At 72.9% G+C, this 21,044-nt stretch carries 22 protein-coding genes and 1 tRNA gene; 13 read left to right on the top strand and 10 right to left on the bottom strand.

From position 1 onward, the window contains the following. Nucleotides 1–6: 6 nt before the first annotated feature. The 3 genes from IE248_RS19585 (at nucleotide 7) to glmS (ending at nucleotide 3,191) form a co-directional block, all read left to right on the top strand. Nucleotides 7–891: a DUF4429 domain-containing protein gene (locus tag IE248_RS19585; protein ID WP_037797611.1), complete on the top strand. Its 885-nt coding sequence runs from the start codon at nucleotides 7–9 to the stop codon at nucleotides 889–891. A 107-nt stretch (nucleotides 892–998) separates the two neighbouring features. After that, the gene (locus IE248_RS19580; RefSeq protein WP_008741579.1) at nucleotides 999–1,274 is read left to right on the top strand and encodes a hypothetical protein; all 276 of its coding nucleotides are present in this window, start codon (nucleotides 999–1,001) and stop codon (nucleotides 1,272–1,274) included. A 99-nt stretch (nucleotides 1,275–1,373) separates the two neighbouring features. Continuing rightward, nucleotides 1,374–3,191 carry a glutamine--fructose-6-phosphate transaminase (isomerizing) gene (gene glmS / locus IE248_RS19575; RefSeq protein ID WP_073799372.1) on the top strand — a complete coding sequence of 606 codons (1,818 nt, stop codon included), beginning with the start codon at nucleotides 1,374–1,376 and terminating at the stop codon, nucleotides 3,189–3,191. 79 nt (nucleotides 3,192–3,270) lie between these two features. Here the strand turns inward: glmS and IE248_RS19570 are convergent, their stop codons facing one another. Both IE248_RS19570 and IE248_RS19565 read right to left on the bottom strand, forming a co-directional pair. Then, complete coding sequence (locus IE248_RS19570; protein ID WP_100582581.1) at nucleotides 3,271–3,840, bottom strand: acetate uptake transporter; 570 nt, start codon at nucleotides 3,838–3,840, stop codon at nucleotides 3,271–3,273. Nucleotides 3,841–3,939: 99 nt separating this feature from the next. After that, nucleotides 3,940–4,470: a universal stress protein gene (locus IE248_RS19565; protein WP_008741576.1), complete on the bottom strand. Its 531-nt coding sequence runs from the start codon at nucleotides 4,468–4,470 to the stop codon at nucleotides 3,940–3,942. A gap of 355 nt (nucleotides 4,471–4,825) precedes the next feature. On the opposite strand from IE248_RS19565, the gene IE248_RS19560 reads away from it, so the two are divergent. From IE248_RS19560 to IE248_RS19545, 4 genes are all read left to right on the top strand, one after another. Next, nucleotides 4,826–5,281 (top strand): hypothetical protein, encoded by a 456-nt coding sequence (locus IE248_RS19560; RefSeq protein WP_190031271.1) that lies wholly within the window; start codon nucleotides 4,826–4,828, stop codon nucleotides 5,279–5,281. Nucleotides 5,282–5,657: 376 nt separating this feature from the next. Further along, complete coding sequence (locus IE248_RS19555) at nucleotides 5,658–6,827, top strand: helix-turn-helix domain-containing protein (protein ID WP_008741574.1); 1,170 nt, start codon at nucleotides 5,658–5,660, stop codon at nucleotides 6,825–6,827. A 140-nt stretch (nucleotides 6,828–6,967) separates the two neighbouring features. After that, the gene (gene orn, locus IE248_RS19550; RefSeq protein WP_073799370.1) at nucleotides 6,968–7,570 is read left to right on the top strand and encodes an oligoribonuclease; all 603 of its coding nucleotides are present in this window, start codon (nucleotides 6,968–6,970) and stop codon (nucleotides 7,568–7,570) included. A gap of 107 nt (nucleotides 7,571–7,677) precedes the next feature. Further along, a tRNA-His gene (locus tag IE248_RS19545) sits at nucleotides 7,678–7,750 on the top strand. A 102-nt stretch (nucleotides 7,751–7,852) separates the two neighbouring features. Here the strand turns inward: IE248_RS19545 and IE248_RS19540 are convergent. Then, a complete protein-coding gene (locus IE248_RS19540) occupies nucleotides 7,853–8,878 on the bottom strand; it encodes a LacI family DNA-binding transcriptional regulator (protein WP_190031270.1) in 1,026 nt (341 codons plus the stop codon). A gap of 103 nt (nucleotides 8,879–8,981) precedes the next feature. On the opposite strand from IE248_RS19540, the gene IE248_RS19535 reads away from it, so the two are divergent. The 4 genes from IE248_RS19535 to IE248_RS19520 are packed head-to-tail and all read left to right on the top strand — an operon-like array spanning nucleotide 8,982 to nucleotide 13,504. Beyond that, nucleotides 8,982–10,334: an ABC transporter substrate-binding protein gene (locus IE248_RS19535; RefSeq protein WP_008741570.1), complete on the top strand. Its 1,353-nt coding sequence runs from the start codon at nucleotides 8,982–8,984 to the stop codon at nucleotides 10,332–10,334. A 16-nt stretch (nucleotides 10,335–10,350) separates the two neighbouring features. After that, complete coding sequence (locus IE248_RS19530) at nucleotides 10,351–11,334, top strand: carbohydrate ABC transporter permease (protein ID WP_008741569.1); 984 nt, start codon at nucleotides 10,351–10,353, stop codon at nucleotides 11,332–11,334. Then, complete coding sequence (locus tag IE248_RS19525) at nucleotides 11,331–12,155, top strand: carbohydrate ABC transporter permease (RefSeq protein ID WP_037793331.1); 825 nt, start codon at nucleotides 11,331–11,333, stop codon at nucleotides 12,153–12,155. The genes IE248_RS19530 and IE248_RS19525 overlap by 4 nt, the downstream gene beginning before the upstream one ends. Beyond that, complete coding sequence (locus IE248_RS19520) at nucleotides 12,152–13,504, top strand: GH1 family beta-glucosidase (protein WP_190031269.1); 1,353 nt, start codon at nucleotides 12,152–12,154, stop codon at nucleotides 13,502–13,504. Before IE248_RS19525 ends, IE248_RS19520 begins: the two co-directional genes overlap by 4 nt. Before the next feature lie 71 nt (nucleotides 13,505–13,575). Here the strand turns inward: IE248_RS19520 and IE248_RS19515 are convergent, their stop codons facing one another. From IE248_RS19515 to IE248_RS19500, 4 genes are all read right to left on the bottom strand, one after another. Further along, complete coding sequence (locus IE248_RS19515) at nucleotides 13,576–14,274, bottom strand: disulfide bond formation protein B (RefSeq protein WP_229895409.1); 699 nt, start codon at nucleotides 14,272–14,274, stop codon at nucleotides 13,576–13,578. Continuing rightward, nucleotides 14,274–14,438 carry a DUF5993 family protein gene (locus IE248_RS19510; protein WP_229895408.1) on the bottom strand — a complete coding sequence of 55 codons (165 nt, stop codon included), beginning with the start codon at nucleotides 14,436–14,438 and terminating at the stop codon, nucleotides 14,274–14,276. The genes IE248_RS19515 and IE248_RS19510 overlap by 1 nt, the downstream gene beginning before the upstream one ends. A 67-nt stretch (nucleotides 14,439–14,505) precedes the next feature. Next, a complete protein-coding gene (locus IE248_RS19505) occupies nucleotides 14,506–15,885 on the bottom strand; it encodes a sensor histidine kinase (protein ID WP_073799367.1) in 1,380 nt (459 codons plus the stop codon). A 7-nt stretch (nucleotides 15,886–15,892) separates the two neighbouring features. Continuing rightward, on the bottom strand, nucleotides 15,893–16,582 hold the full coding sequence (locus IE248_RS19500) for a response regulator transcription factor (protein WP_174261686.1): 690 nt from the start codon (nucleotides 16,580–16,582) through the stop codon (nucleotides 15,893–15,895). A gap of 78 nt (nucleotides 16,583–16,660) precedes the next feature. Here IE248_RS19500 and IE248_RS19495 point away from each other — a divergent pair, with 78 nt between their 5' ends. Then, the gene (locus IE248_RS19495) at nucleotides 16,661–17,215 is read left to right on the top strand and encodes a hypothetical protein (RefSeq protein WP_190031268.1); all 555 of its coding nucleotides are present in this window, start codon (nucleotides 16,661–16,663) and stop codon (nucleotides 17,213–17,215) included. A gap of 87 nt (nucleotides 17,216–17,302) precedes the next feature. Here IE248_RS19495 and IE248_RS19490 read toward each other — a convergent pair whose 3' ends face one another. Together IE248_RS19490 and IE248_RS19485 are read right to left on the bottom strand one after the other, a co-directional pair. Further along, entirely contained in the window at nucleotides 17,303–18,190 is an 888-nt protein-coding gene (locus IE248_RS19490; protein ID WP_190031267.1) for a spermidine synthase, read from the bottom strand. Between the two features lie 31 nt (nucleotides 18,191–18,221). Then, nucleotides 18,222–18,671, bottom strand: coding sequence for a hypothetical protein (locus IE248_RS19485; protein WP_063781057.1), 450 nt, complete (start codon nucleotides 18,669–18,671; stop codon nucleotides 18,222–18,224). A 298-nt stretch (nucleotides 18,672–18,969) separates the two neighbouring features. On the opposite strand from IE248_RS19485, the gene IE248_RS19480 reads away from it, so the two are divergent. Continuing rightward, on the top strand, nucleotides 18,970–20,262 hold the full coding sequence (locus tag IE248_RS19480) for an NsdA family TPR-like regulatory protein (protein WP_190031266.1): 1,293 nt from the start codon (nucleotides 18,970–18,972) through the stop codon (nucleotides 20,260–20,262). A gap of 54 nt (nucleotides 20,263–20,316) precedes the next feature. Here IE248_RS19480 and IE248_RS19475 read toward each other — a convergent pair whose 3' ends face one another. Then, entirely contained in the window at nucleotides 20,317–20,913 is a 597-nt protein-coding gene (locus tag IE248_RS19475; RefSeq protein WP_037797619.1) for a histidine phosphatase family protein, read from the bottom strand. Nucleotides 20,914–21,044 lie beyond the last annotated feature (131 nt).

Below are 21,044 nucleotides of genomic sequence, written 5' to 3'. Positions count from 1 at the left end.
CCCAGGATGGCGGAAATCATCCAGAAGGACGGCACCTGGACCTTCGACGGTGACGTGGTGCGTATCGTCCCCGGCCGCGACAAGGAGGTCGGGCCGCTGCGCCAGACGCTCGGCGAGCTGGCCGTACCCCTGCGCGCGATCGCGGGCGTCTCCTACGAACCGGGCCGCAGGTCGGGCCGGTTGCGCCTGCGGCTGCGGGACGGGGCCGACCCGCTGCTCCAGGTGACGGGCGGGCGGCTGCCGGAGAGCTCCGACCCCTACCGGCTCACGGTCGAGCAGGACCGCACCGGAGTGGCGGAGTACTTCGTCGACGAGGTGCGCAACGCCCTGCTGCTGGAGCAGGTGGATCCGGGCCCGGTGGACGCCTACCTGCTGCCCGGGCCGGCGGTGCCGGTCACGGCGGGCGGGGGCGACGCGGCGGTGGCCTTCGACGGGGACCGGGTGTCCCTGGACTGGAACTGGACGGCCGAGGACGCCAAGCACTCCGCCGGTCCCAGCCGGTTCCGGGTGGCGGACGTCCGGGCGGTGGACTGGTCCCCGGCGAAGGGGCTGACGAACGGCTGGCTCCGGTTCTCCCTGGCGGGCGCCCCGGCGGCGGCCGCCCCCAAGTACGACCCGCACGCGGTGGAGCTCTTCGGCTTCGGCAAGAAGGAGCTGGTCACCGCGCTCGTGGCGGCCGCCGTGGCGGTTCGGCTGCCCCACCCGGCCGCGCCCGCGGCCCTCCCGGAACGGGCCGCGCCCGCCGCCGGGGCCCTCGCCGGCGAGGCTGCCGCCGAGGACCACGACGCCCTGCTGCGCCGGCTCCAGGAGCTGGGCGATCTGCGCGCGAAGGGCATCCTCACGGACGAGGAGTTCGCGGAGACGAAGGCGCTGATCCTGCGCCGCTTCTGACCCCACTCAACCGGAATATCCCATTCTGTTGGTACAGACCAGCAAGATCCTGCCCGGAATCGGGCAGAATTTTTGCATTCCGCCCCGCTGACGGTCAGTATCTACGGATGCTCGACCGCCGCCCGTCGCACGACGATCTCGTCGACCACCTGGTCCGCAGCACCGCGCTCCAGCGCGGTGAGGCCGCCCGGGTGGTGCTGGACGTGCTCGCGTACTTCGACGAGACGACGGAGGAATTCGTCCGCCGCCGCCACCGTGAGCTCCAGTCCGGTGGCGCGGTCAACGCGGAGATCTTCGAGCGGATCGCGGCGGAACTGCCGCACCGCGCCGTGGCGCCACCGGAGCTCTCGCTCCGGCAGCTGCGCCGCGTCGTCTACGGCTGAGCGCGGCCGGAGGACGGACAGGGCAAGGGCCGGAGCCGCGACAGGGCGGCGAAGGCGAAGACGGCACGAGCGAACGAAAAACAGGAGGGGTAACACCGTATGTGCGGAATCGTGGGTTACATCGGCAAGCGTGACGTGGCACCGCTGCTGCTGGAGGGTCTCCAGCGCCTTGAGTACCGCGGCTACGACTCGGCGGGCATCGTCGTCAACACGCCGAAGTCTCCGGCCCTGAAGGTCGTCAAGGCCAAGGGCCGCGTCCGTGAGCTGGAGTCCCGGGTCCCCAAGCGCTTCGCCGGCACCACCGGCATCGCCCACACCCGCTGGGCCACCCACGGCGCCCCGAGCGACATCAACTCCCACCCGCACCTGGACGCCGACAACAACGTCGCCGTCGTCCACAACGGCATCGTCGACAACGCCGACGAGCTGCGCGCCAAGCTGGTGGCCGACGGCATCGTCTTCATCTCGGAGACCGACACCGAGGTCATCACCCACCTGATCGCGCGCTCCCAGGCCGACACCCTGGAGGAGAAGGTCCGCGAGGCGGTCAAGGTGATCGAGGGCACCTACGGCATCGCCGTGATGCACGCCGACTTCCCCGACCGCATCGTCGTCGCCCGCAACGGCTCCCCGGTCGTCCTCGGCATCGGCGAGAAGGAGATGTTCGTCGCCTCGGACGTCGCCGCGCTGGTCGCCCACACCCGCCAGATCGTCACCCTCAACGACGGCGAGATGGCCACCCTGAAGGCCGACGACTTCCGCACCTACACCACCAGCGGTGCCACCACCACCGCCACCCCGGAGACCGTGGAGTGGGAGGCCGCCTCCTACGACATGGGCGGTCACGACACCTACATGCACAAGGAGATCTCCGAGCAGGCCGACGCGGTCGACCGCGTCCTGCGCGGCCGGATCGACGACCGCTTCAACACCGTGCACCTGGGCGGCCTGAACCTGGACCCGCGCGAGGCGCGCGGCATCCGCCGGGTCAAGATCCTGGGCTGCGGCACCTCGTACCACGCCGGCATGATCGGCGCCGGCCTCATCGAGAGCCTGGCCCGCATCCCCGCCGACGCCGAGCCGGCCTCCGAGTTCCGCTACCGCAACCCGGTCGTGGACCCCGACACCCTCTACATCGCGGTCTCCCAGTCCGGTGAGACGTACGACGTGCTCGCGGCGGTGCAGGAGCTCAAGCGCAAGGGCGCCCGCGTCCTCGGCGTGGTCAACGTGGTCGGTTCCGCGATCGCCCGCGAGGCCGACGGCGGCGTCTACGTGCACGCCGGCCCCGAGGTCTGCGTCGTCTCCACCAAGTGCTTCACCAACACGGTCGTGGCCTTCGCGCTGCTCGCCGTGCACCTCGGCCGCATCCGCGACCTGTCGGTCACCGACGGCAAGCGGATCATCGAGGGCCTGCGCAAGCTGCCCGCGCAGATCCAGGAGATCCTGGAGACCGAAGAGGACATCAAGAAGCTGGCGGCCGAGTACGCCGAGGCCAAGTCGATGATGTTCATCGGCCGGGTCCGCGGCTACCCGGTGGCCCTGGAGGCCTCCCTCAAGCTGAAGGAGATCTCCTACATCCACGCCGAGGCCTACCCGGCCTCCGAGCTCAAGCACGGCCCGCTCGCGCTCATCGAGCCGGCGATGCCGACGGTCGCGATCGTCCCGGACGACGACCTGCTGGAGAAGAACCGCGCCGCGCTGGAGGAGATCAAGGCCCGCAGCGGCCGGATCCTGGCCGTCGCCCACCGTGAGCAGGAGAAGGCCGACCACACCATCCTCGTTCCCAAGAACGAGGACGAGCTGGACCCGATCCTGATGGGCATCCCGCTCCAGCTCCTGGCGTACCACACCGCCCTGGCCCTGGGCCGGGACATCGACAAGCCGCGCAACCTGGCGAAGTCCGTCACCGTCGAGTAGTCCTTCCCGGACACCGCGGACATGAGTACGGCCCCCCGAGCCTCTCGGGGGGCCGTACTCGCATCCGTACCCGTTCGCGTCAGCTCGCGGTGACCACGGCCCGGCGCGAGCCCCTGCCGAAGGCCGCGGGCCAGCCGGCCACGACGGCCGTCGCCCCGTACCAGGCGAGCAGCCCGCCGACCACGGCCACCCAGCCCGCGGCCTTGCCCAGGGCGCCGCTGTCCGCGAAGGCGCCTATCGCGAGGAGCAGCAGGGAGAGGGTGAACAGGGCGTACACGCCCTGGCCGAACGGCCCGCGGGGCGCCCCCGTCGTGAGGGTCAGCCCGAGGAGGGCGAAGAGGACGAGGAAGAGGCCGGCGGCATCTGCCGAAACCTTTCCGTCGGCTCCGTTGGCCCAGGTGAACCAGAAGGCACCGAGGCCCGCGAAAGCCGTCCCGTTGAACCCGTTGCCCGCGCGGAATTCGAGGACTCCGAGGACGAAGAGGGCGAGACCGCCGAGGTAGGTCGCGAGCGACACGGAGTCGGCCGCGCTCACGCCGTTGATGACACCGGTGTGGCCGATACCGAACGCGAGAAGGGTGAGACCCAGGGCGATGTTCCCGAGGGTCGAAGTCGAGGCCGTGCTTCCCGCAGAGACACCATTGTCCACGGCGGGCTCCCTTCGATCTGCAGTTGTTTGCTGCGTCCCAGCAGCATTTATCTACCCTTTACAAGGGGGTTCACAACCGCACGATCGGCATACACAGGGTCACGGAATGACAACAACCGGTCGCTGCGCGCGCTTGGCCAGCCTCCCCGCCACCGAGCCGAAGATCCGGCCGACGATCCCGTGGGTGGATCCGACGACGATGGCGTCGGCCGAATACTCCCGGCCGACCTCCTCCAGCTCGTGGCAGATGTCCCCACCGCGCTCGACCAGGATCCACGGCACTTCCGACAGGTAGTCGGCGCAGGCCAGCTCCAGCCCCAGCACCTCGGTGCGGTGGTCCGGGACGTCCACGAAGACGGGCGGCTCACAGCCGGCCCACACGGTGGTGGGCAGCCGGTTGGCCACATGGACGATGATCAGACCGGATCCGGAGCGCCGGGCCATCCCGATCGCGTACGCGAGGGCGCGCTCACTGGAGGTCGAGCCGTCGAATCCCACCACGACGCCGTGCCGGAAGGCCGGGTCGCAGGGATGGCGTGCCTGTTCCACCGCGCGCAGGTCGCTGGACGTGTGGTCGGCGACTGGCTTGCGCTTGCGGTCCGCGGGTTCGGAGAATTCGTGACCGGCCATGATGTCTCGGCGAAGGGGTCCTTGGGGAAGCGACAGGGGCGTTTTCGGCGACGCGGGTTCTGGACGGCGCAGGTTTTCTACGACACAGGTTTTCAACGACACAGCGTGACGGAGCTCTGTCCGGGAAGCATCTTCCCAAGCCCTTACCCCCAGGGTACGGCGACACTCCTGTCCTGCACAGGGCATGCCGCCCTTGGAGAGCGTCCCAGGGAGCATGCCGGAGAGGCGGCGGCTTGGCAATGACCACTGTCCCCTACAGCCAGTGACGAGCCACCCGTGTGCGCGGTGACCGACCCCCGCCGCGGGGCGTTGGACAGGCGTCCGACCGTCCAGGAAGAGCCGCAGGGAGTACGACGTGCCCGGATATCCGGTTCACCCCGTCCAGCCCGCCCAGCCGGCGCGCTCCGTCCGCGCCGCGCACCCCTTTCCCCCCTCCGCCCTTCACCCGTCCGTGCGGCCCGCGAGGCGCTCCCATGACGACCCCGCGGGTGACGTGGTGCGCTGGGCGGCGTTCAGCTGCCTGCTCGTCCCCGTGGTCCTCGTCGTCTACGGGACCTCCTTCGGCGGGACGGTGGGCGCGACCCTGGGGCTCGCCGCCGTCACGGCCGCCTGCCGGGTGCTGCTGCGGCACTCGGAGAAGATGGAGCGGGCCACCGCCGCCCGGGCGTTCGCGCGGGGCCGGCAGCCCGGCAGGGCCGCGCCCACGCACCGCGGCCGGCACTCGCGCGGCGGGGCCGGTTCACACCGCGGCTGCGCCGCCTACGAATGGATCCCGGGAGTGGTGCCCGGCACCCCGCCCCCTCAGGACTGACCGGTTCGCACGCACACACCCGCATGTTTTCAGCCAACTTCCGGACAGGGTGGCCCCCTTGCCGGAATGTCCCCCCAACCCCCCTACCACCAGGGACGACAGAGCCCCGGGAGGCTCGCGACCCTATGGGTACTGGCCATGGCCGGGCGGCGCGCTTCCCACCCCGGTAGCGGAATGGAACGCTTACTGATCGAATGCTTTTCGCCAAGTTGCCAAGTCGACATAGCGCTGCGTGCTGAACTTGTCACGCCGACACCACGGGACGCAGTAGATTCGATCATGTATTTACGGCGGGGGATCCACGTGCGAGGCCGAGGGGAAACGTGCAGGTGCGACCAGACCAAGGAGTCGCGACACCCAAGGGGGGCTTAGCGCCATGAGCCAGGATTCCACCGTCGTCGTGGACGCGGGTCGGAAACTCGCGGGGCGTCGCCGCAGGGAGATCGTCGCGGTGCTGCTGTTCAGCGGCGGACCGATCTTCGAGAGTTCCATTCCACTCTCCGTGTTCGGCATTGACCGGCAGGACGCGGGAGTTCCACGCTACCGACTGCTCGTGTGCGCCGGGGAGGACGGTCCGCTGCGGACCACCGGCGGACTCGAACTGACCGCGCCGTACGGGCTGGAGGCGATCGCCCGGGCAGGGACCGTCGTCGTTCCGGCCTGGCGCTCCATCACCTCACCGCCGCCGCCGGAGGCGCTCGACGCGCTGCGCCAGGCGCACGAGGAGGGGGCCCGGATCGTCGGACTGTGCACGGGGGCCTTCGTGCTCGCCGCCGCCGGTCTGCTGGACGGGCGGCCCGCGACGACGCACTGGATGTACGCGCCGACGCTGGCCAAGCGGTACCCGTCCGTCCATGTCGATCCGCGCGAGCTGTTCGTCGACGACGGCGACGTGCTGACGTCCGCGGGCACCGCGGCCGGAATCGACCTGTGCCTGCACATCGTGCGCACGGACCACGGCAGCGAGGCGGCCGGAGCCCTGGCCCGCCGGCTGGTCGTGCCGCCGCGCCGCACGGGCGGCCAGGAGCGCTACCTCGACCGGTCGCTGCCGGAGGAGATCGGCGCCGACCCGCTGGCCGAGGTCGTCGCCTGGGCGCTGGAACACCTCCACGAGCAGTTCGACGTGGAGACGCTGGCGGCCCGCGCCTACATGAGCAGGCGCACCTTCGACCGGCGGTTCCGCTCGCTGACCGGCAGCGCGCCGCTCCAGTGGCTGATCACCCAGCGGGTGCTCCAGGCACAGCGGCTGCTGGAGACCTCCGACTACTCGGTCGACGAGGTCGCCGGACGCTGCGGGTTCCGCTCGCCGGTCGCGCTGCGCGGGCACTTCCGGCGGCAGCTGGGGTCCTCCCCGGCCGCCTACCGCTCCGCCTACCGGGCGCGCCGGCCGCAGACCGACACGGCGCAGGTTTCGGACATCTCGTCGGGTCCGCTTCCGCACCAGCGCACTCCGCAGCCCCAGCGGGCCGCGGCGGCCCTGGCCGCCGCCGGTCCCACGGTGACGGAGCTGTACGCCCCGGGCCGGGTGCTGCGCGAGCACGCGTAACGCCCGCCACGGGCACCGCCCGACGCGAGGTCCCCCCATCGGCCGTCTCCGGTGGGGGGACCTTCGCGTGCGGGGACGGACCCCCCTGATCGCGCCGCGGGCCCGCCACGATCCGCGAGGTACCGCATAAGGTGGGACGCATGAACGATCGCATGGTGTGGATCGACTGCGAGATGACCGGGCTCTCGTTGACGGACGACGCACTTATCGAGGTGGCCGCACTGGTCACCGACTCGGAGCTCAACGTGCTCGGCGAAGGCGTGGACATCGTGATCCGCCCGCCGGACACGGCCCTGGAAACCATGCCCGACGTGGTGCGCGCGATGCACACCTCCTCCGGCCTGCTCGACGAGCTGGCCGGCGGGACCACCCTCGCGGATGCCGAGGCGCAGGTCCTGGCGTACGTACGGGAACACGTGAAGGAGCCCGGCAAGGCCCCGCTGTGCGGGAACTCGGTCGGCACCGACCGCGGCTTCCTGCTGCGCGACATGGCGGCGCTGGAGGGGTACCTGCACTACCGGATCGTGGACGTGTCCTCGGTCAAGGAGCTGGCCCGCCGCTGGTACCCGCGGGCGTACTTCAACAGCCCGCCGAAGAACGGCAACCACCGGGCGCTCGCGGACATCAAGGAGTCCATCGCCGAGCTGCGCTACTACCGGGAGGCCGTCTTCGTACCGCAGCCCGGTCCGGACTCGGACACCGCGCGGAGCATCGCCGCGAAGCACGTGGTGCCCGCCGAGTAGGACCCCCTTCCGACAGCGCGGAGAGGGGCGCGGGGAAAGGGGGGAGCGAGCACCCTCCCGGACCCTGTACCCTTTTCTTCGGCCGGTCGGTTTTCCGACCGGACATGGTGGGTGTAGCTCAGTTGGTAGAGCACCTGGTTGTGGTCCAGGTGGCCGCGGGTTCAAGTCCCGTCACTCACCCTGCGAGAAGGCCCCGGCCCGCGAAAGCGGACCGGGGCCTTCTGCGTGTACCCGGGCCTCCCGCGCGTACCGGGGGCCCCGCGCGTACCGGGCCGGGTGGACCTACGAGGACTCCCGGACCACCAGCTCGGTCGGGAGCACGATCGAGTGCTCCGGGGACTCCCCCGCGATCCGCTCCAGCAGCACCCGGGCCATGGTGCGGCCCATCTCCTCGATCGGCTGGCGGACGCTGGTCAGCGGCGGGTCCATGTGCCGGGCCACCACCGAGTCGTCGAAGCCGACGAGCGCCACGTCGTCCGGTATCCGGCGGCCGGCCGCGCGCAGCTCGCGGCGGGCGCCCGCCGCCATCACGTCGGAGGCGGCGAACACCGCGTCGATCCCGGGGCGGCGCTCCAGCAGCTCGCGCATGGCCCGCCGGCCGCCCTCCTCGGTGAAGTCCGCGACGGCGATCAGCTCCTCGGCCACGGGCTGCCCGGCGGCGGCGAGGGCCTGCCGGTAGCCGTCCAGGCGGCACTGGGCCCCGTAGACGTCCAGCGGGCCGGTGATCGTGGCGATGGCGCGCCGGCCCCGGCCCAGGAGGTGGTGTACGGCCTCGGCGGCGCCCGCCAGGTTGTCGGAGTCCACGCAGGGCAGCGCCTCGTCGGCGGAGCGGCGGCCGCTGATCACGGCGGGGATGCCGAGCTCGGCCAGCAGCTCCGGCAGCGGGTCCCCGGCGTGTACGGAGACCAGCAGGACGCCGTCGACGCGGTGCCCGGAGAGGTACTGGGCGAGGCGGCGGCGCTCGCGGTCGCTGCCCGCCAGGGTGAGGACGAGCTGGACGTCGGTCTCGGCGAGGGTGGCGCCGACGCCCCGGACCACGTCCGAGAAGTAGGGCTCGGCGAAGAAGCGCGCCTCGGGCTCGGGGATGACGAGGGCGATGGCGTCGGTGCGGTTGGCCGCGAGGGCGCGGGCGGCGCGGTTGGGCACGTACCCGAGCTCGGCGACGGCGGCCTCGACGGCGGCCCTGGTGTGCTCGCTGACCTTGGACGACCCGTTGATCACCCGGGAGACGGTGCCGCGTCCGACTCCCGCCCGGACCGCCACCTCCTCCAGGGTCGGCCGTCCCCCGCTGCGCCCTTGCCCGTTCATGACTTCCTCCCGGGTGCGAATCTACCTCTTGACGCCAATGGGAGCGCTCCCACACTGTGTCACACGACACCCGGCACGTTCCGTCCTTTCAGGGAGGATGCCCATGCGAGCCAGCGCCCGAGTCCAGGCGAACGTCCGAAGAACCCTCGTCAGCGCGGGAGCCGCGGCGGCCGCGGCGGCCCTGCTGCTCACCGGGTGCTCGTCGGACCCGGCCGACTCCTCCGAGCGGGGCGGCCGGAGCGGCGGCAAGGACGGGACCACCACCCTCACCGTCGGCGTCTTCGGGGCCTTCGGCCTCCAGGAGGCCGGCCTCTACGACGAGTACACGGCGCAGAACCCCGGCATCCGCATCGAGCAGACCTCCATCGAGCGGAACGAGAACTACTACCCGCAGCTCCTGACCCACCTGGGCACCGGCAGCGGGCTCGCCGACATCCAGGCCGTCGAGGTCAACAACATCGCGGAGATCACCGCCACCCAGGCGGACAAGCTGGTCGACCTCGGCAAGGCCCCCGGCGTGGACCGGGCCGCGTACCTGCCGTGGAAGTGGGCCCAGGGCACGGCGAGCGCGGCGAAGGGCGGCGCGACGGTCGGACTCGGCACCGACATAGGCCCGCAGGGGATCTGCTACCGCAAGGACCTGTTCGAGGCGGCCGGGCTGCCCACGGACCGGACGGCGGTCGGCGCGCTGTGGGCGGACGACTGGAACAAGTACCTGGAGGCGGGCAAGGCCTACAAGGCGAAGGCCGGAGCGGGGAAGGCCTTCGTGGACTCCGCCTCGGGCGTGATGGCGGCCGTCACCGGCAGCAGCGCACAGCGCTTCTACGACGAGCAGGGCAAGGTCGCCTACAAGACCAACCCGGCGGTGCGCGGCGCCTTCGACCTGGCGGCCTCCTTCGCCACCGAGGGCCTGAGCGCGAAGCTCCAGCAGTTCACCCCGGCCTGGGACCAGGGCTTCGCCAACGGGACGTTCGCGACGGTCTCCTGCCCGGCCTGGATGCTCGGCTACATCCAGGACAAGGCGGGCCCGGCGGGCAAGGACAAGTGGGACGTGGCGCGGGCGCCGAAGCCGGGCAACTGGGGCGGCTCCTTCCTGGTGGTGCCCAAGGCGGGCAAGCACGCCGAGGAGGCGGCGAAGCTGGCGGCCTGGCTGACGGCCCCGGCGCAGCAGGCCAGGCTGTTCGAGAAGCGCGGGAGCTTCCCGAGCGCGAGCGCGGCGTACCGGCTGCCGGCGGTCTCGGGGGCCAGGCACGACTACTTCGGCGGCGCCCCGATCGGGGAGATCTTCGCGCGGGCCGCCGAGGGCGTGCCGGTGACGGTGCTCGGCCCGAAGGACCTGGTGATCGCGCAGAACCTGGCGGACATCGGGATGCTCCAGGTCGACCAGAAGGGCCGGACGCCGCAGGAGGGCTGGGACGCCGCGGTGAAGGCGATCGACAACGCCCTGGACCAGTGAGGGCCGGTGCTCGCGGATGACTGACGAGACGGCCGTCCTGTCCCCCTCGCCCGCCCGCACGGCGCGGAAGGGCGAGGGGGAGGGCAGGCGCCAGGTGTGGCGCTCGCGCCGCTACCGGTGGGACGTGCGCTTCGGTCCGTACGCCTTCGTGGCGCCCTTCTTCCTGTTCTTCGCCGCCTTCGGGCTGTTCCCGCTGCTGTACACGGGCTGGGCGGCGCTGCACCAGGTGGAGCTGACCGATCCGGATTCGATGACGTGGGTGGGGCTGAAGAACTTCACCCGGCTGTGGGACGACGAGTTCTTCTGGAACGCACTGCGGAACACCGTCACCATCGGGCTGCTGTCCACGGTGCCGCAGCTGCTGATCGCGCTGGGGCTGGCGCACCTGCTGAACTACCGGCTGCGGGGCTCCGCCTTCTTCCGGGTCGCGGTGCTCACCCCGTACGCGACCTCGGTGGCGGCGGCCACGCTCGTCTTCGTCCTGCTCTTCGGCCGGGACTACGGGATGGTCAACTGGGCGCTGTCCGGGCTCGGGTTCGGGCCGGTGGACTGGCAGAACGGCCCGCTGGCCTCGCAGGTGGCGGTGTCGACGATCGTGGTGTGGCGGTGGACCGGCTACAACGCGCTGATCTACCTGGCGGCCATGCAGGCCGTGCCCGCGGAGCTGTACGAGTCCGCGGAGCTGGACGGGGCCTCGCGGTGGCGGCAGTTCCTCCACGTGACGGTGCCCTCGCTCCGGCCGACGATCTTCTTCACCTGTGTGGTCTCGACGATCGGGGCGACCCAGCTGTTCGGCGAGCCGCTGCTGTTCAACGGCGGGGCGGCCGCGACGGGCGGCTCCGACCACCAGTTCCAGACGCTCGGGCTGTACCTGTACGAGCAGGGCTGGGTGAACCTGCACCTGGGGCGGGCCTCGGCGATCGCCTGGGCGATGTTCCTGATCCTGCTGCTGATCGCGGGCGCCGCCCGGCTGCTGCGGGGGCGGGGGGAGGCGCGATGAGGGCGCTGCGCGCGGGGAGGCTGACGTACGCGGTCCTCGGGGTGTTCACCCTCGGGTCGCTCTTCCCGCTGGTGTGGACGGCGATCGCGGCGTCGCGGAACAGCACGCGGCTCGCCCGGACGCCGCCGCCGTTCTGGTTCGGCGGGAACCTGGGGCGCAACCTGTCGGTCGCCTGGACCGACGCGAACATGGGCACGGCCCTGCTGAACACCGTGATCGTGGCGGGCACCGTCGCGGCCGGCACGGTGGTGTTCTCGACGCTGGCCGGGTTCGCGTTCGCCCGGCTGCGGTTCCGGGGCAGCCGGGTGCTGCTGGCGCTGGTGGTGGGGACGATGCTGATCCCCCCGCAGCTGAGCGTGGTCCCGCTGTACATGCTGATCGCCGAACTGTCGTGGACGGACCGGCTCCAGGCGGTGGTCCTGCCGACGCTGGTCTCGGCCTTCGGGGTGTTCTTCATGCGGCAGTACCTGGCGCAGGCCCTGCCGGCGGAGCTGGTGGAGGCGGCGCGGACGGACGGGGCGAGTTCGCTGCGGATCGTGTGGCACGTCGTCTTCCCGGTGGCCCGGCCCGCGATGGCGGTGCTCGGGATGCTGACGTTCGTCATGGCCTGGAACGACTTCTTCTGGCCGATCGTCGCGCTGACCCAGAACGGCAGCCCGACGGTGCAGGTGGCCCTGACGGGGCTGGGCCGGGGCTACGTCCCCGACCAGTCGGTGATCATGGCGGGCGCGCTGCTGGGCACGCTCCCGCTGCTGCTGGTGTTCCTTCTCTTCGGCCGCCAGATCGTGGGCGGCATCATGCAGGGGGCGGTCAAGGGATGACGGACAGGACATTCCCGGAGGGGTTCCTCTGGGGCACGGCCACGGCGGCCTTCCAGATCGAGGGCGCGGCGGCCGGCCGCGGGCCCTGCATCTGGGACACCTTCTGCCGTACGCCGGGCAAGGTGCACGGCGGGGACACCGGTGACGTGGCCGCCGACCACCACCGGCTGTGGCGCCAGGACGTCCGGATGATGGCGGAGCTGGGGCTGGGCGCGTACCGCTTCTCGGTCTCCTGGCCGAGGGTGCTGGCCGGCGGGATCGGCTTCTACGACGCGCTCGTGGACGAGCTGCTCTCGTACGGGATCCAGCCCTGCGTCACCCTCTACCACTGGGACCTCCCGCAGGAACTGGAGACCGGGCCGGCCGGCGGCTCGGGCGCGGGGGGCGGCTGGCCGGAGCGGGAGACGGCGTACGCCTTCGCCGCGTACGCGGAGACGGTCGCCGGGAAGCTCGCCGACCGGGTCTCGCTCTGGACCACCCTCAACGAGCCCTGGTGCAGCGCCTTCCTCGGCTACGCCTCCGGGGTGCACGCCCCGGGCCGGACCTCCCCGGCCGACTCCCTGCGCGCCGCGCACCACCTCAACCTGGCGCACGGCCTGGCCGCCTCGGTGCTGCCCTCCTCGGCGCGGGCCGGGATCGCCCTCAACCCGAGCGCGGTACGGGCGCTGACGGGCCGGGCGGCCGACCTGGACGCGCGGCGCCGGATCGACGCGCTGGCGAACCGGATCTTCACCGGGCCGCTGCTGCACGGGGCGTACCCCGAGGACCTGCTGGCGGACACCGCCGCGCTGACCGACTGGTCCTTCGTACGGCCCGGTGACACGGCGCTGATCCACCGGCCGCTCGGGTTCCTCGGGGTGAACTACTACGCCCCGGCGGTCGTCTCGGCGTCCCCGGACGGCCCCCGGGCCGACGGCCACGGCTCCGGCGGCCGTTCGCCCTGGCCGGGCGCGGAATCCGTCGCCTTCCACCAGCCGCCGGGCGAACGGACCGACATGAACTGGTCGATCGATCCGACCGGGCTGTACGACCTGCTGATGCGCTTCACCCGCGAGGCGCCGGGGCTGCCGCTGCTCGTCACCGAGAACGGGGCGGCGTACGGCCCGGACCTGCACGATCCGCTGCGCATCCGCTACCTGGAGGCCCATCTGGCGGCGGTCCACCGGGCGATGGGCGACGGCGCCCCGGTCGAGGGCTACTTCCTCTGGTCGCTGATGGACAACTTCGAGTGGTCCTACGGCTACAGCAAGCGCTTCGGGATCATCCACGTCGACTACGAGACCCAGGCCCGCACCCCGCGCTCCAGCGCCCACTGGTACGCGGCCCTGGCCCGGAGCGGCACCATGTGAGCCGCCGGCCGCGCCGCGCCCCGGGCGGGGGGCCGCTCGCCCCGGAGGCCGGCGCGGGGGCTCAGCTCAGCTCAGCTCCGCCCCGGTCCGGGCGTCGGCGCCCCGGAGGCCGCCGGCCGGTCGAGGACGCCGAGGTCGTGGAAGAACTCGTAGCGCCCCGGGTCGTCCGGCAGGAACCAGTGGAACCCCTGCTCCAGGAAGACCGCCGCCAGGCTGAGCGCGACGGCCGCCCCGAGGAACCACAGGGCGAACAGTCCCACCGCCCGGTACGGACCGGGACCGGAGGTCGGGATCGCCCGGTCCGCCGTGGCGTGGGCGAAGGCGAGCACGACGCCGATCGCGGCGACCGAGAGCTGGAAGAGGATCCACGCCCACACGTACAGGTGGAGCCCGAGCACCTCGGCGCCTTGGCCCTTGGCGCCGGGCAGGATGTGCAGCGCCGTCTGCCGCCACGAGGCGAACGAGCCCCCGGTGGCGGCGACGAGCGCCAGCCCCCAGCCCGTCATGTAGTCCCGGCCGGTCACCGCCCCGTACGTCAGCGCCGTACGGATGACGTGGCACGCGCCGAGCGCCGCCAGCACCATGAACATCCGCTGCACGAGGCACAGCTGGCACGGGACCTCGCCCAGCCAGAACTGGCGGATCAGCCCGACGCAGACGACTCCCGTCCAGCCGACGACGAAGCAGCAGGCGAACCAGTACTGGACCCGCCCCAGCAGCCCGCCCTCCAGCGGGGCCTCCGGGAGGAGGCTGTGCATCGTCGCCGTCATCAGTAGCTCAGGGTCGGGGCCGGACCGCCGGTGACATAGTGCGCCGTCAGCAGGACCACGGCGAGGAGCAAGACCCACCAGGCAGCGAGCACGACGGTCCGGGACGACTCCCGGTACATCGCGATCAGGGTGGCGAGGAGGCCGCCGAAGATCAGGGTGTCCATGCCGCGGACCGTACCGAGCGGGAGGGACACCGGCGGCGAGGCGCGCCCCCGGCGGCTGCCGGTTAGATCAGTTGCCCCGCCTCTTGCGGCGGCCGCGGCGGACCCGGGCGCCGTCCGGGCCGCCCCGGGCGCGGGCGTCCAGGGCGATCCACACCCGGACCTCGGTCCCGCCGAGCACGGACCGGCCGAGGCGTACGTCGCCGCCCGTCGACTCCGCGACGCGGCGGACGATGTCCAGGCCGAGCCCCGTCGAGCCGTCGCGGCCGCCGTCGTTGCCCCGGCGCAGGGCGGCGTCGGGGTCGGCGATCCCGGGGCCCGCGTCCGAGACGAGGACGATGACCGCGTCCCCCGCGTCGTGCACGTCCACCGCGAAGGGGGTCGTCTCGGGCGTGTGCCGGAAGACGTTGCCGAGCATCGCGTCCAGCGCGGCCGCGAGCTCCGGCCGGGCCACGGGTATCCGTACGGGACGGTCCACGCCCGCGAGCCGCACCTCGCGGCCCTCGTCCTCCGCGAGCGCCGACCAGAAGGCCATCCGGTCGCGGATCACCTCGGAGGCGTCGCACCCGGCCACGCCGGCGGCCGCGGCGGGCGAGCGCTGTTCGCGGGCGGTACGGATGATCGTGTCGACCTCCCGTTCCAGCTGCTCCACCGCCGCCCGGGTCTGCTCGGCGGCCGGGCCGTCCCCGAGCGAGGCCGTGTTGAGCCGCAGCACCGTCAGCGGCGTCCGCAGCCGGTGCGACAGGTCGGCGGCCAGCTCCCGCTCGTTGGCCAGGAGTTCCACCACCTGGTCCGCCATCGAGTTGAACGCGACGGCCGCCGAGCGGAGTTCCTTGGGGCCGTCCTCGGGCACGCGCGCCCCGAGCCGCCCCTCGCCCAGCTGGTGCGCGGCGTCCGCGAGGCGCTCGGCCGGCCGCACCAGGCGGGCGCCGAGCCGGTCCGCGACCGCCACCGAGCCCACGATCAGGGCCAGGCCGACGCCCGCGAGGACCACCCAGGCGGTCGCGACACCATTGCTGACCTCGCTCTCCGGCACGTAGATCTCGATCACCGCGATGTCCCCGGAGCCGAGCGCGGTCGGCTGGAGCAGCGCCGAACCCCCGCCCGCCACGCGGGCGGTGGTGGCCCGCCCGATCCTGCGGGTCTCGGCCACCGCGTGCTCGCCCGCCCAGCCCTTGCCGATGTCCGCGGCCGCGTCGTCACCCACGGGCGGCAGGTGGACGGCCATCCGCCGGGCGGCGCCCATCTGCGTGGACTCCACCGCCTTGCGCAGCTGGAGGGGGTCGGTGGTGATGGACAGGGTCGGCCCCATCGTGGCGGCCTGCCGCTCGGCGTTGGAGAAGGCCCGGTCGCTGGCCATCTCCTGGACCACCAGCCCGAGGGGCACGGCGAAGGCCACGACCACCATCGCGGTGACCGCGAGGCACACCTTGACCAGGGCCCATCTCATCCGCGGCTCACAGCGGCGGCTCCAGCTTGACCCCCACACCCCGCAGCGTGTGCAGGTAGCGGGGGCGGGCGGCGGTCTCGCCGAGCTTGCGGCGCAGCCAGGACAGGTGGACGTCGATGGTCTGGTCGTCGCCGTACGACTGCTGCCAGACCTCGGCGAGCAGCTCGCGCCGGGCCACGACCACCCCGGGCCGCCCGGCGAGGAACGCCAGCAGGTCGAACTCCCGCCGCGTGAGGTCCAGTACGGCCCCGTCCAGCTCGGCCTGGCGGCGCAGCGGGTCGATCGCCAGCCCGCCGACGCGCAGCACCCGCGAGGGCGGTTCGGCCCCGGCGGCGGAGCGGGCGCGGCGCAGTACGGCCGCCATCCGGGCGGAGAGGTGCTCGACGGAGAACGGCTTGGTGAGGTAGTCGTCGGCGCCGTCGTTGAGCAGCCGGACGATCTCGGCCTCGTCGTCGCGGGCGGTGGCGATGATCACCGGTACGTCGGTGATGCCGCGCAGCATCTTCAGCGCCTCGGAACCGTCCAGGTCGGGGAGTCCGAGGTCGAGGATGACCACGTCGAAGCGGTGGTGGGCGACTTCGCGGAGCGCCTCCAGGGCCGTGCCGACGCTCCGCACGGTGTGGGAGGCCTCGGTCAGGTGCCGGATCAGGGCGGAACGTACGAACTGGTCGTCCTCGACCACGAGCACACTTGCCATGGCGGCACCGTAGTCCATGTGAGGGACCGCGCGGGGTGTCGGGCCACCACTGGGGCGGGTGGTGCAGTATGTCCCCCGATGCGAAGAGGACTTCTCCATGCCATGGCCTGGACACTGGCGACCTCGGCGGCGGTGACGCTGTCGTGGTGGGGCGTGCACACCGTCATGTCCGGTACCGCCTACGATCCTCCGCTCGCGGTTCCGCTGACGACGCGTCCGCTGTCTTCCTCGACGCAGGGGTCTGAACCGCCGGATTCCCCTTCGCCTTCCGCTTCGCCGTCCGCTTCGGCCTCCCCCTCGGCTTCGGCCCCGGCCTCCGGCAGCCCGTCCGCCTCCTCGCCCGCCCCGGCGAAGTCCTCGCGGAAGCCGTCGGCCGGGTACCAGGGCAGGCAGCCGGAGGATCCCGCCGCGGGGGACGTGAAGGGGTACACCGTCTCGGGCGGGCGGGTCGTGTTCGACCTCGGGGACACCTCGGCCGAGCTGGTCTCCGCGACCCCGGCGGCCGGCTGGCGGATACAGGTGTGGAAGCAGGACTTCTGGATCCGGGTCACCTTCACCCGCGACGGCCGGGAGGTGTCGGTGTTCTGCACCTGGCACGACCACGCGCCGACCGTGGAGATCGTGGATCCCTGATCAGCTGATCTCCTGATCCGCTGATCCGCTGATCCGCCCATCGCTGATCCGCGTCCGCCCGCGCTCCCCGGGAGGCCCCTGCGGCCCCTACCGGAACACCGAGGGCGGCGGCTCCGGCGAGGCCACCGCCGAGGCGTCGGCGACCGGGGCCGCCCCGCCCGCGAAGTCCGCGAGGGCACGGCCGTGCTCGACCCGCCCGGGGTGCGGGTCGCTCGCCACCCGACGGGTGAAGTCGGCGACGGGGAGCTCCCGGTCGGCGGCCACCAGCACCGCGTTGCCGAAACGTTTCCCCCGCCACACCACCGGGTCGGCCGCGACCGCCAGGTGCCCGAACCGGGACGCGGCCGTGGCGATCTGGCCCCTCAGGTGCGCCAGCGGCGGGCCGTCCGCCAGGTTGGCCACGTACCACCCGGTGGGCGCGAGCGCACGGCGTACGTCGTCCAGGAACTCGGCGCTCGTCAGGTGCGCCGGGGTCCGCGCCCCGCTGAACACGTCCGCGATCACCAGGTCCGCCCAGCCGTCCGGGACCTTGGCGAGGCCCGCCCGCGCGTCCACCGCGCGGACCCGGACCCGCGCCTGCGGGTCCAGCGGCAGGTGTTCCCGTACGAAGGCCACCAGCCCGGCGTCGATCTCCACCACCTGCTGGGTGGAGCGGGGCCGGGCGGCCGCCGTGTAGCGGGCGAGGGTGAAGGCGCCGCCGCCCAGGTGCACCACGTTCAGGGGCTGCCGGGCGGGCGCGACGAGGTCGATCAGGTGCCCGATCCGGCGCTGGTACGCGAAGTCCAGGTACCCGGGGTCGTCCAGGTCGACGTGCGACTGCGGGGCCCCGTCGATCAGCAGCGTCCAGGCGTTGCCGCGCTCCCGGTCGGGCGCCAGCTCGGCCCGGCCGCCGGCCACCTGCCCGACGACCGCCTCGGCGGCGCCGCGTCCGCGCGGTGCCTCGCCCTTGCCCTTGCCACCCTTGCCTGCCACCATCCCATTGTGACGGGCCGGGGCGGCGCGGGCGTCAGCGGCAGTTGTCGGCGGCCTCGATCAGCCGGGCCGCCTCGCCGAGCGCCGCGCGCAGCACCTCGGGGTCGGTGACCGGCCCGACGGCCTCGGGCGGGAGCAGCCAGCCCGTACAGCCCGCCGTGGGCGAGGCGGCGCCGGCGTCGACCACGACCTCGACGTCGCCGAAGCGCATGCCGCGCCCGTTGGTCTGCGTACAGGCGCTGCCCGGCAGGTCCCAGGCGTCCGCGGTGCCGGGCGGGACGAGGAAGCCGAGGGTGTCGCCCGAGCCGTCGTGCAGCACGGGGCCGACGCCGACGCCCGCGGTGGCGTGCGCCGCGGTGCGGCGGATGATGTCCACCGCCTCCAGCCCCTGGCGGGCGGGGACGGTGACCAGGTCCGGCGCCGCCACCAGCAGCGGGGTGCCCGCTCCGGGCTCGGGCGCGGTGTTCGTTCCAGTGCTCGCCATGCCGGCCTCCACCAAGGGAATCCCTCCTCGATCCGCATACGCGTGCAGGAGTCTGCGCCGGAGACCCGGGAGCCGCCTCCCACTCCGCACGGGGATTCAACGCGCCACAGCGTCAACGGGTGCGGCGGAAGGATGCCGCAAAGGATGGCAGTTCATGGCGGATCGTGGGTGAGATATCCGTTTTGTAGCCAAACACCGTGCGCGGGAACGGCCGCTGGCGGTACGTTCATGCGCGCCGGGCACCCGCATCACACGTCACATGACCGGCAGCGCGTTCCTTGCCAGAGAGGTCACGTCCATGGCGGCGTCCCCCCACTCACCCAACTCCACCTTCCGGCGAATGCGCGGACACCGCTCCCCGGCCGAGTTCGCGGCCGTGGTGCGGCGGGCGGCCCGTGAGATCGGCGAAACGGTTTCCTGCGACGCCCGTTATATCGGCCGGGTCGAGTCCGGCGAGATCCGCTGCCCCAACTACGCCTACGAGCGGGTCTTCCTCCACATGTTCCCCGGCCGGACCCTCGCCGACCTGGGCTTCTCCCCGCGCGAGGCCGTCCGCGGCCGGCTGGCGCAGCGCACCCCCCTCACCCCCAAGGAGAGCGACGTGCTGCGTCGCGCGTTCATGGCGGGCGGCTCCGCGACCGTGGCCGCCGCCACGCTGGGCCTCACCCTGCTCGGCGACGGCCGCCGCGTCCCCTCCCGCGCCGGCGAGTCCGAGGCCGCGGCGGTCGAGGACGCCGTACGCCAGATCCGGCTGCTGGACGACCGGCACGGGGCCGACGCGCTGTACCGGCGGGCCGCCGAACCCCTGCGCACCGCCTACGCGTTGCTCGACGCCGGGGCCACCCGGCAGTCCACCGAGGACCGGTTGCACTCCGGCGCGGGCGAACTGGCCGTATCGGTGGGCTGGCTGGCACACGACTCGGGCCGCTTCGACGACGCCCGCTCCCACTACGCCGAGGCGCTGGCCACCGCCCGGCTCGCGGGGGACGCGGGCCTGGAGGCGCACGCCTTCAGCAACATGGCGTTCCTGGCGCGGGACTGCGGGCGCTCCCGCGAATCCGTCCGCGCCGCCCAGGCGGGCCGGCGCGCGGCCCGCTCGCTGGGCTCCCCGAGGCTGCTGTCGCTGCTCGCGCTGCGGGAGGCCGGCGGCTGGGCGGGGCTGGGCGACCGCAGGGCCTGCGAGGAGGCGCTGTCCCGGGCGCACACGGAGTTCTCCCGGGGCGAGGCGGGGGCGGACCCGGAGTGGATGTCCTTCTTCGGCGAGGCCGAACTGGAGTTTCTGGAGGCGCGGTGCTGGGCGACGCTCGGCGAGCACGCCCGCGCGGCCCGGCACGCCCGCCGCGCGGCCGACCTCCAGGACCCGCACTTCGCGCGGAACGTGGCCCTCTACACCGCCGAGCTGGCCGACGACCTGGCCCACGCGGGCGCACCCGACGAGGCGGCCTGGGCGGGCGGGCGGGTCCTGGACCTGCTCACCGAGGTGCAGTCCACCCGGGTCCGGTCGATGCTGTCGGCCACGGCCCAGACCCTGGTCCCGCACCAGCGCTCCCCGCGCGTGGGCGCCTTCCTGAACCGCCACGCCTCGGCCTGAGCGGCCCGGCCGCGCCACGGCCCCGCCGCGCCGCAGGGGCGGCCGGGCCGCCGGTCAGGCGTCGAGGTGGCCGGTGTCGTTCCAGCGCTCCAGCGCGGGGGCCCCGTACGCCCAGCCCAGCACCGACAGGGAGGTCGGCTCCAGCCGGATGCGCGCGCCGAAGGAGACGTCGAAGCCGAGCCAGCGGGCGGCCAGGGTGCGCAGGATGTGGCCGTGGGCGAAGACCAGGACGTCGCGCTCGGCCGAGCGGGCCCAGCCGACGACCTCGTCCGCCCGGGCCCCGACGTCGGCGACGGACTCCCCGCCGGGGACCCCGTCGCGCCAGATCAGCCAGCCGGGGCGGACCGCCTGGATCTCGGCCGGGGTCATGCCCTCGTAGTCGCCGTAGTCCCACTCCATCAGCGCGTCCCACGGATCGGCCCGGACGCCGAACCCGGCGAGCTCGCAGCTCTCGCTCGCCCGCACCAGCGGGCTGGTGCGGACCTCGACCCCGGGCAGGCCCCGCCACGGATCGCGCGCCAGCCGCTCGCCGAGCAGCTTCGCGCCCCGCCGGCCCTCCTCCAGCAGGGGCACGTCGGTGCGCCCGGTGTGCTTGCCGAGCTTGGACCACGCCGTCTGGCCGTGGCGGGCCAGCAGGATGCGGGGGGCCATATGAATTTCTCCCGGTCCGTATGGATGCGTACGGATTCGCGCAGATGGGGTGCTTTCCCTGCCATTCCGTCGTCCGTCCATCATCCAACACACGAACACCGGGCAACTCCTCCCGGTCCACGAGCGTCTTA

Source organism: Streptomyces goshikiensis, assembly GCF_014650555.1.
Lineage (GTDB): Bacteria > Actinomycetota > Actinomycetes > Streptomycetales > Streptomycetaceae > Streptomyces > Streptomyces goshikiensis.
Note: the sequence above shows the minus strand (reverse complement) of the source record. Positions and strands in the feature narration are given on the sequence as shown.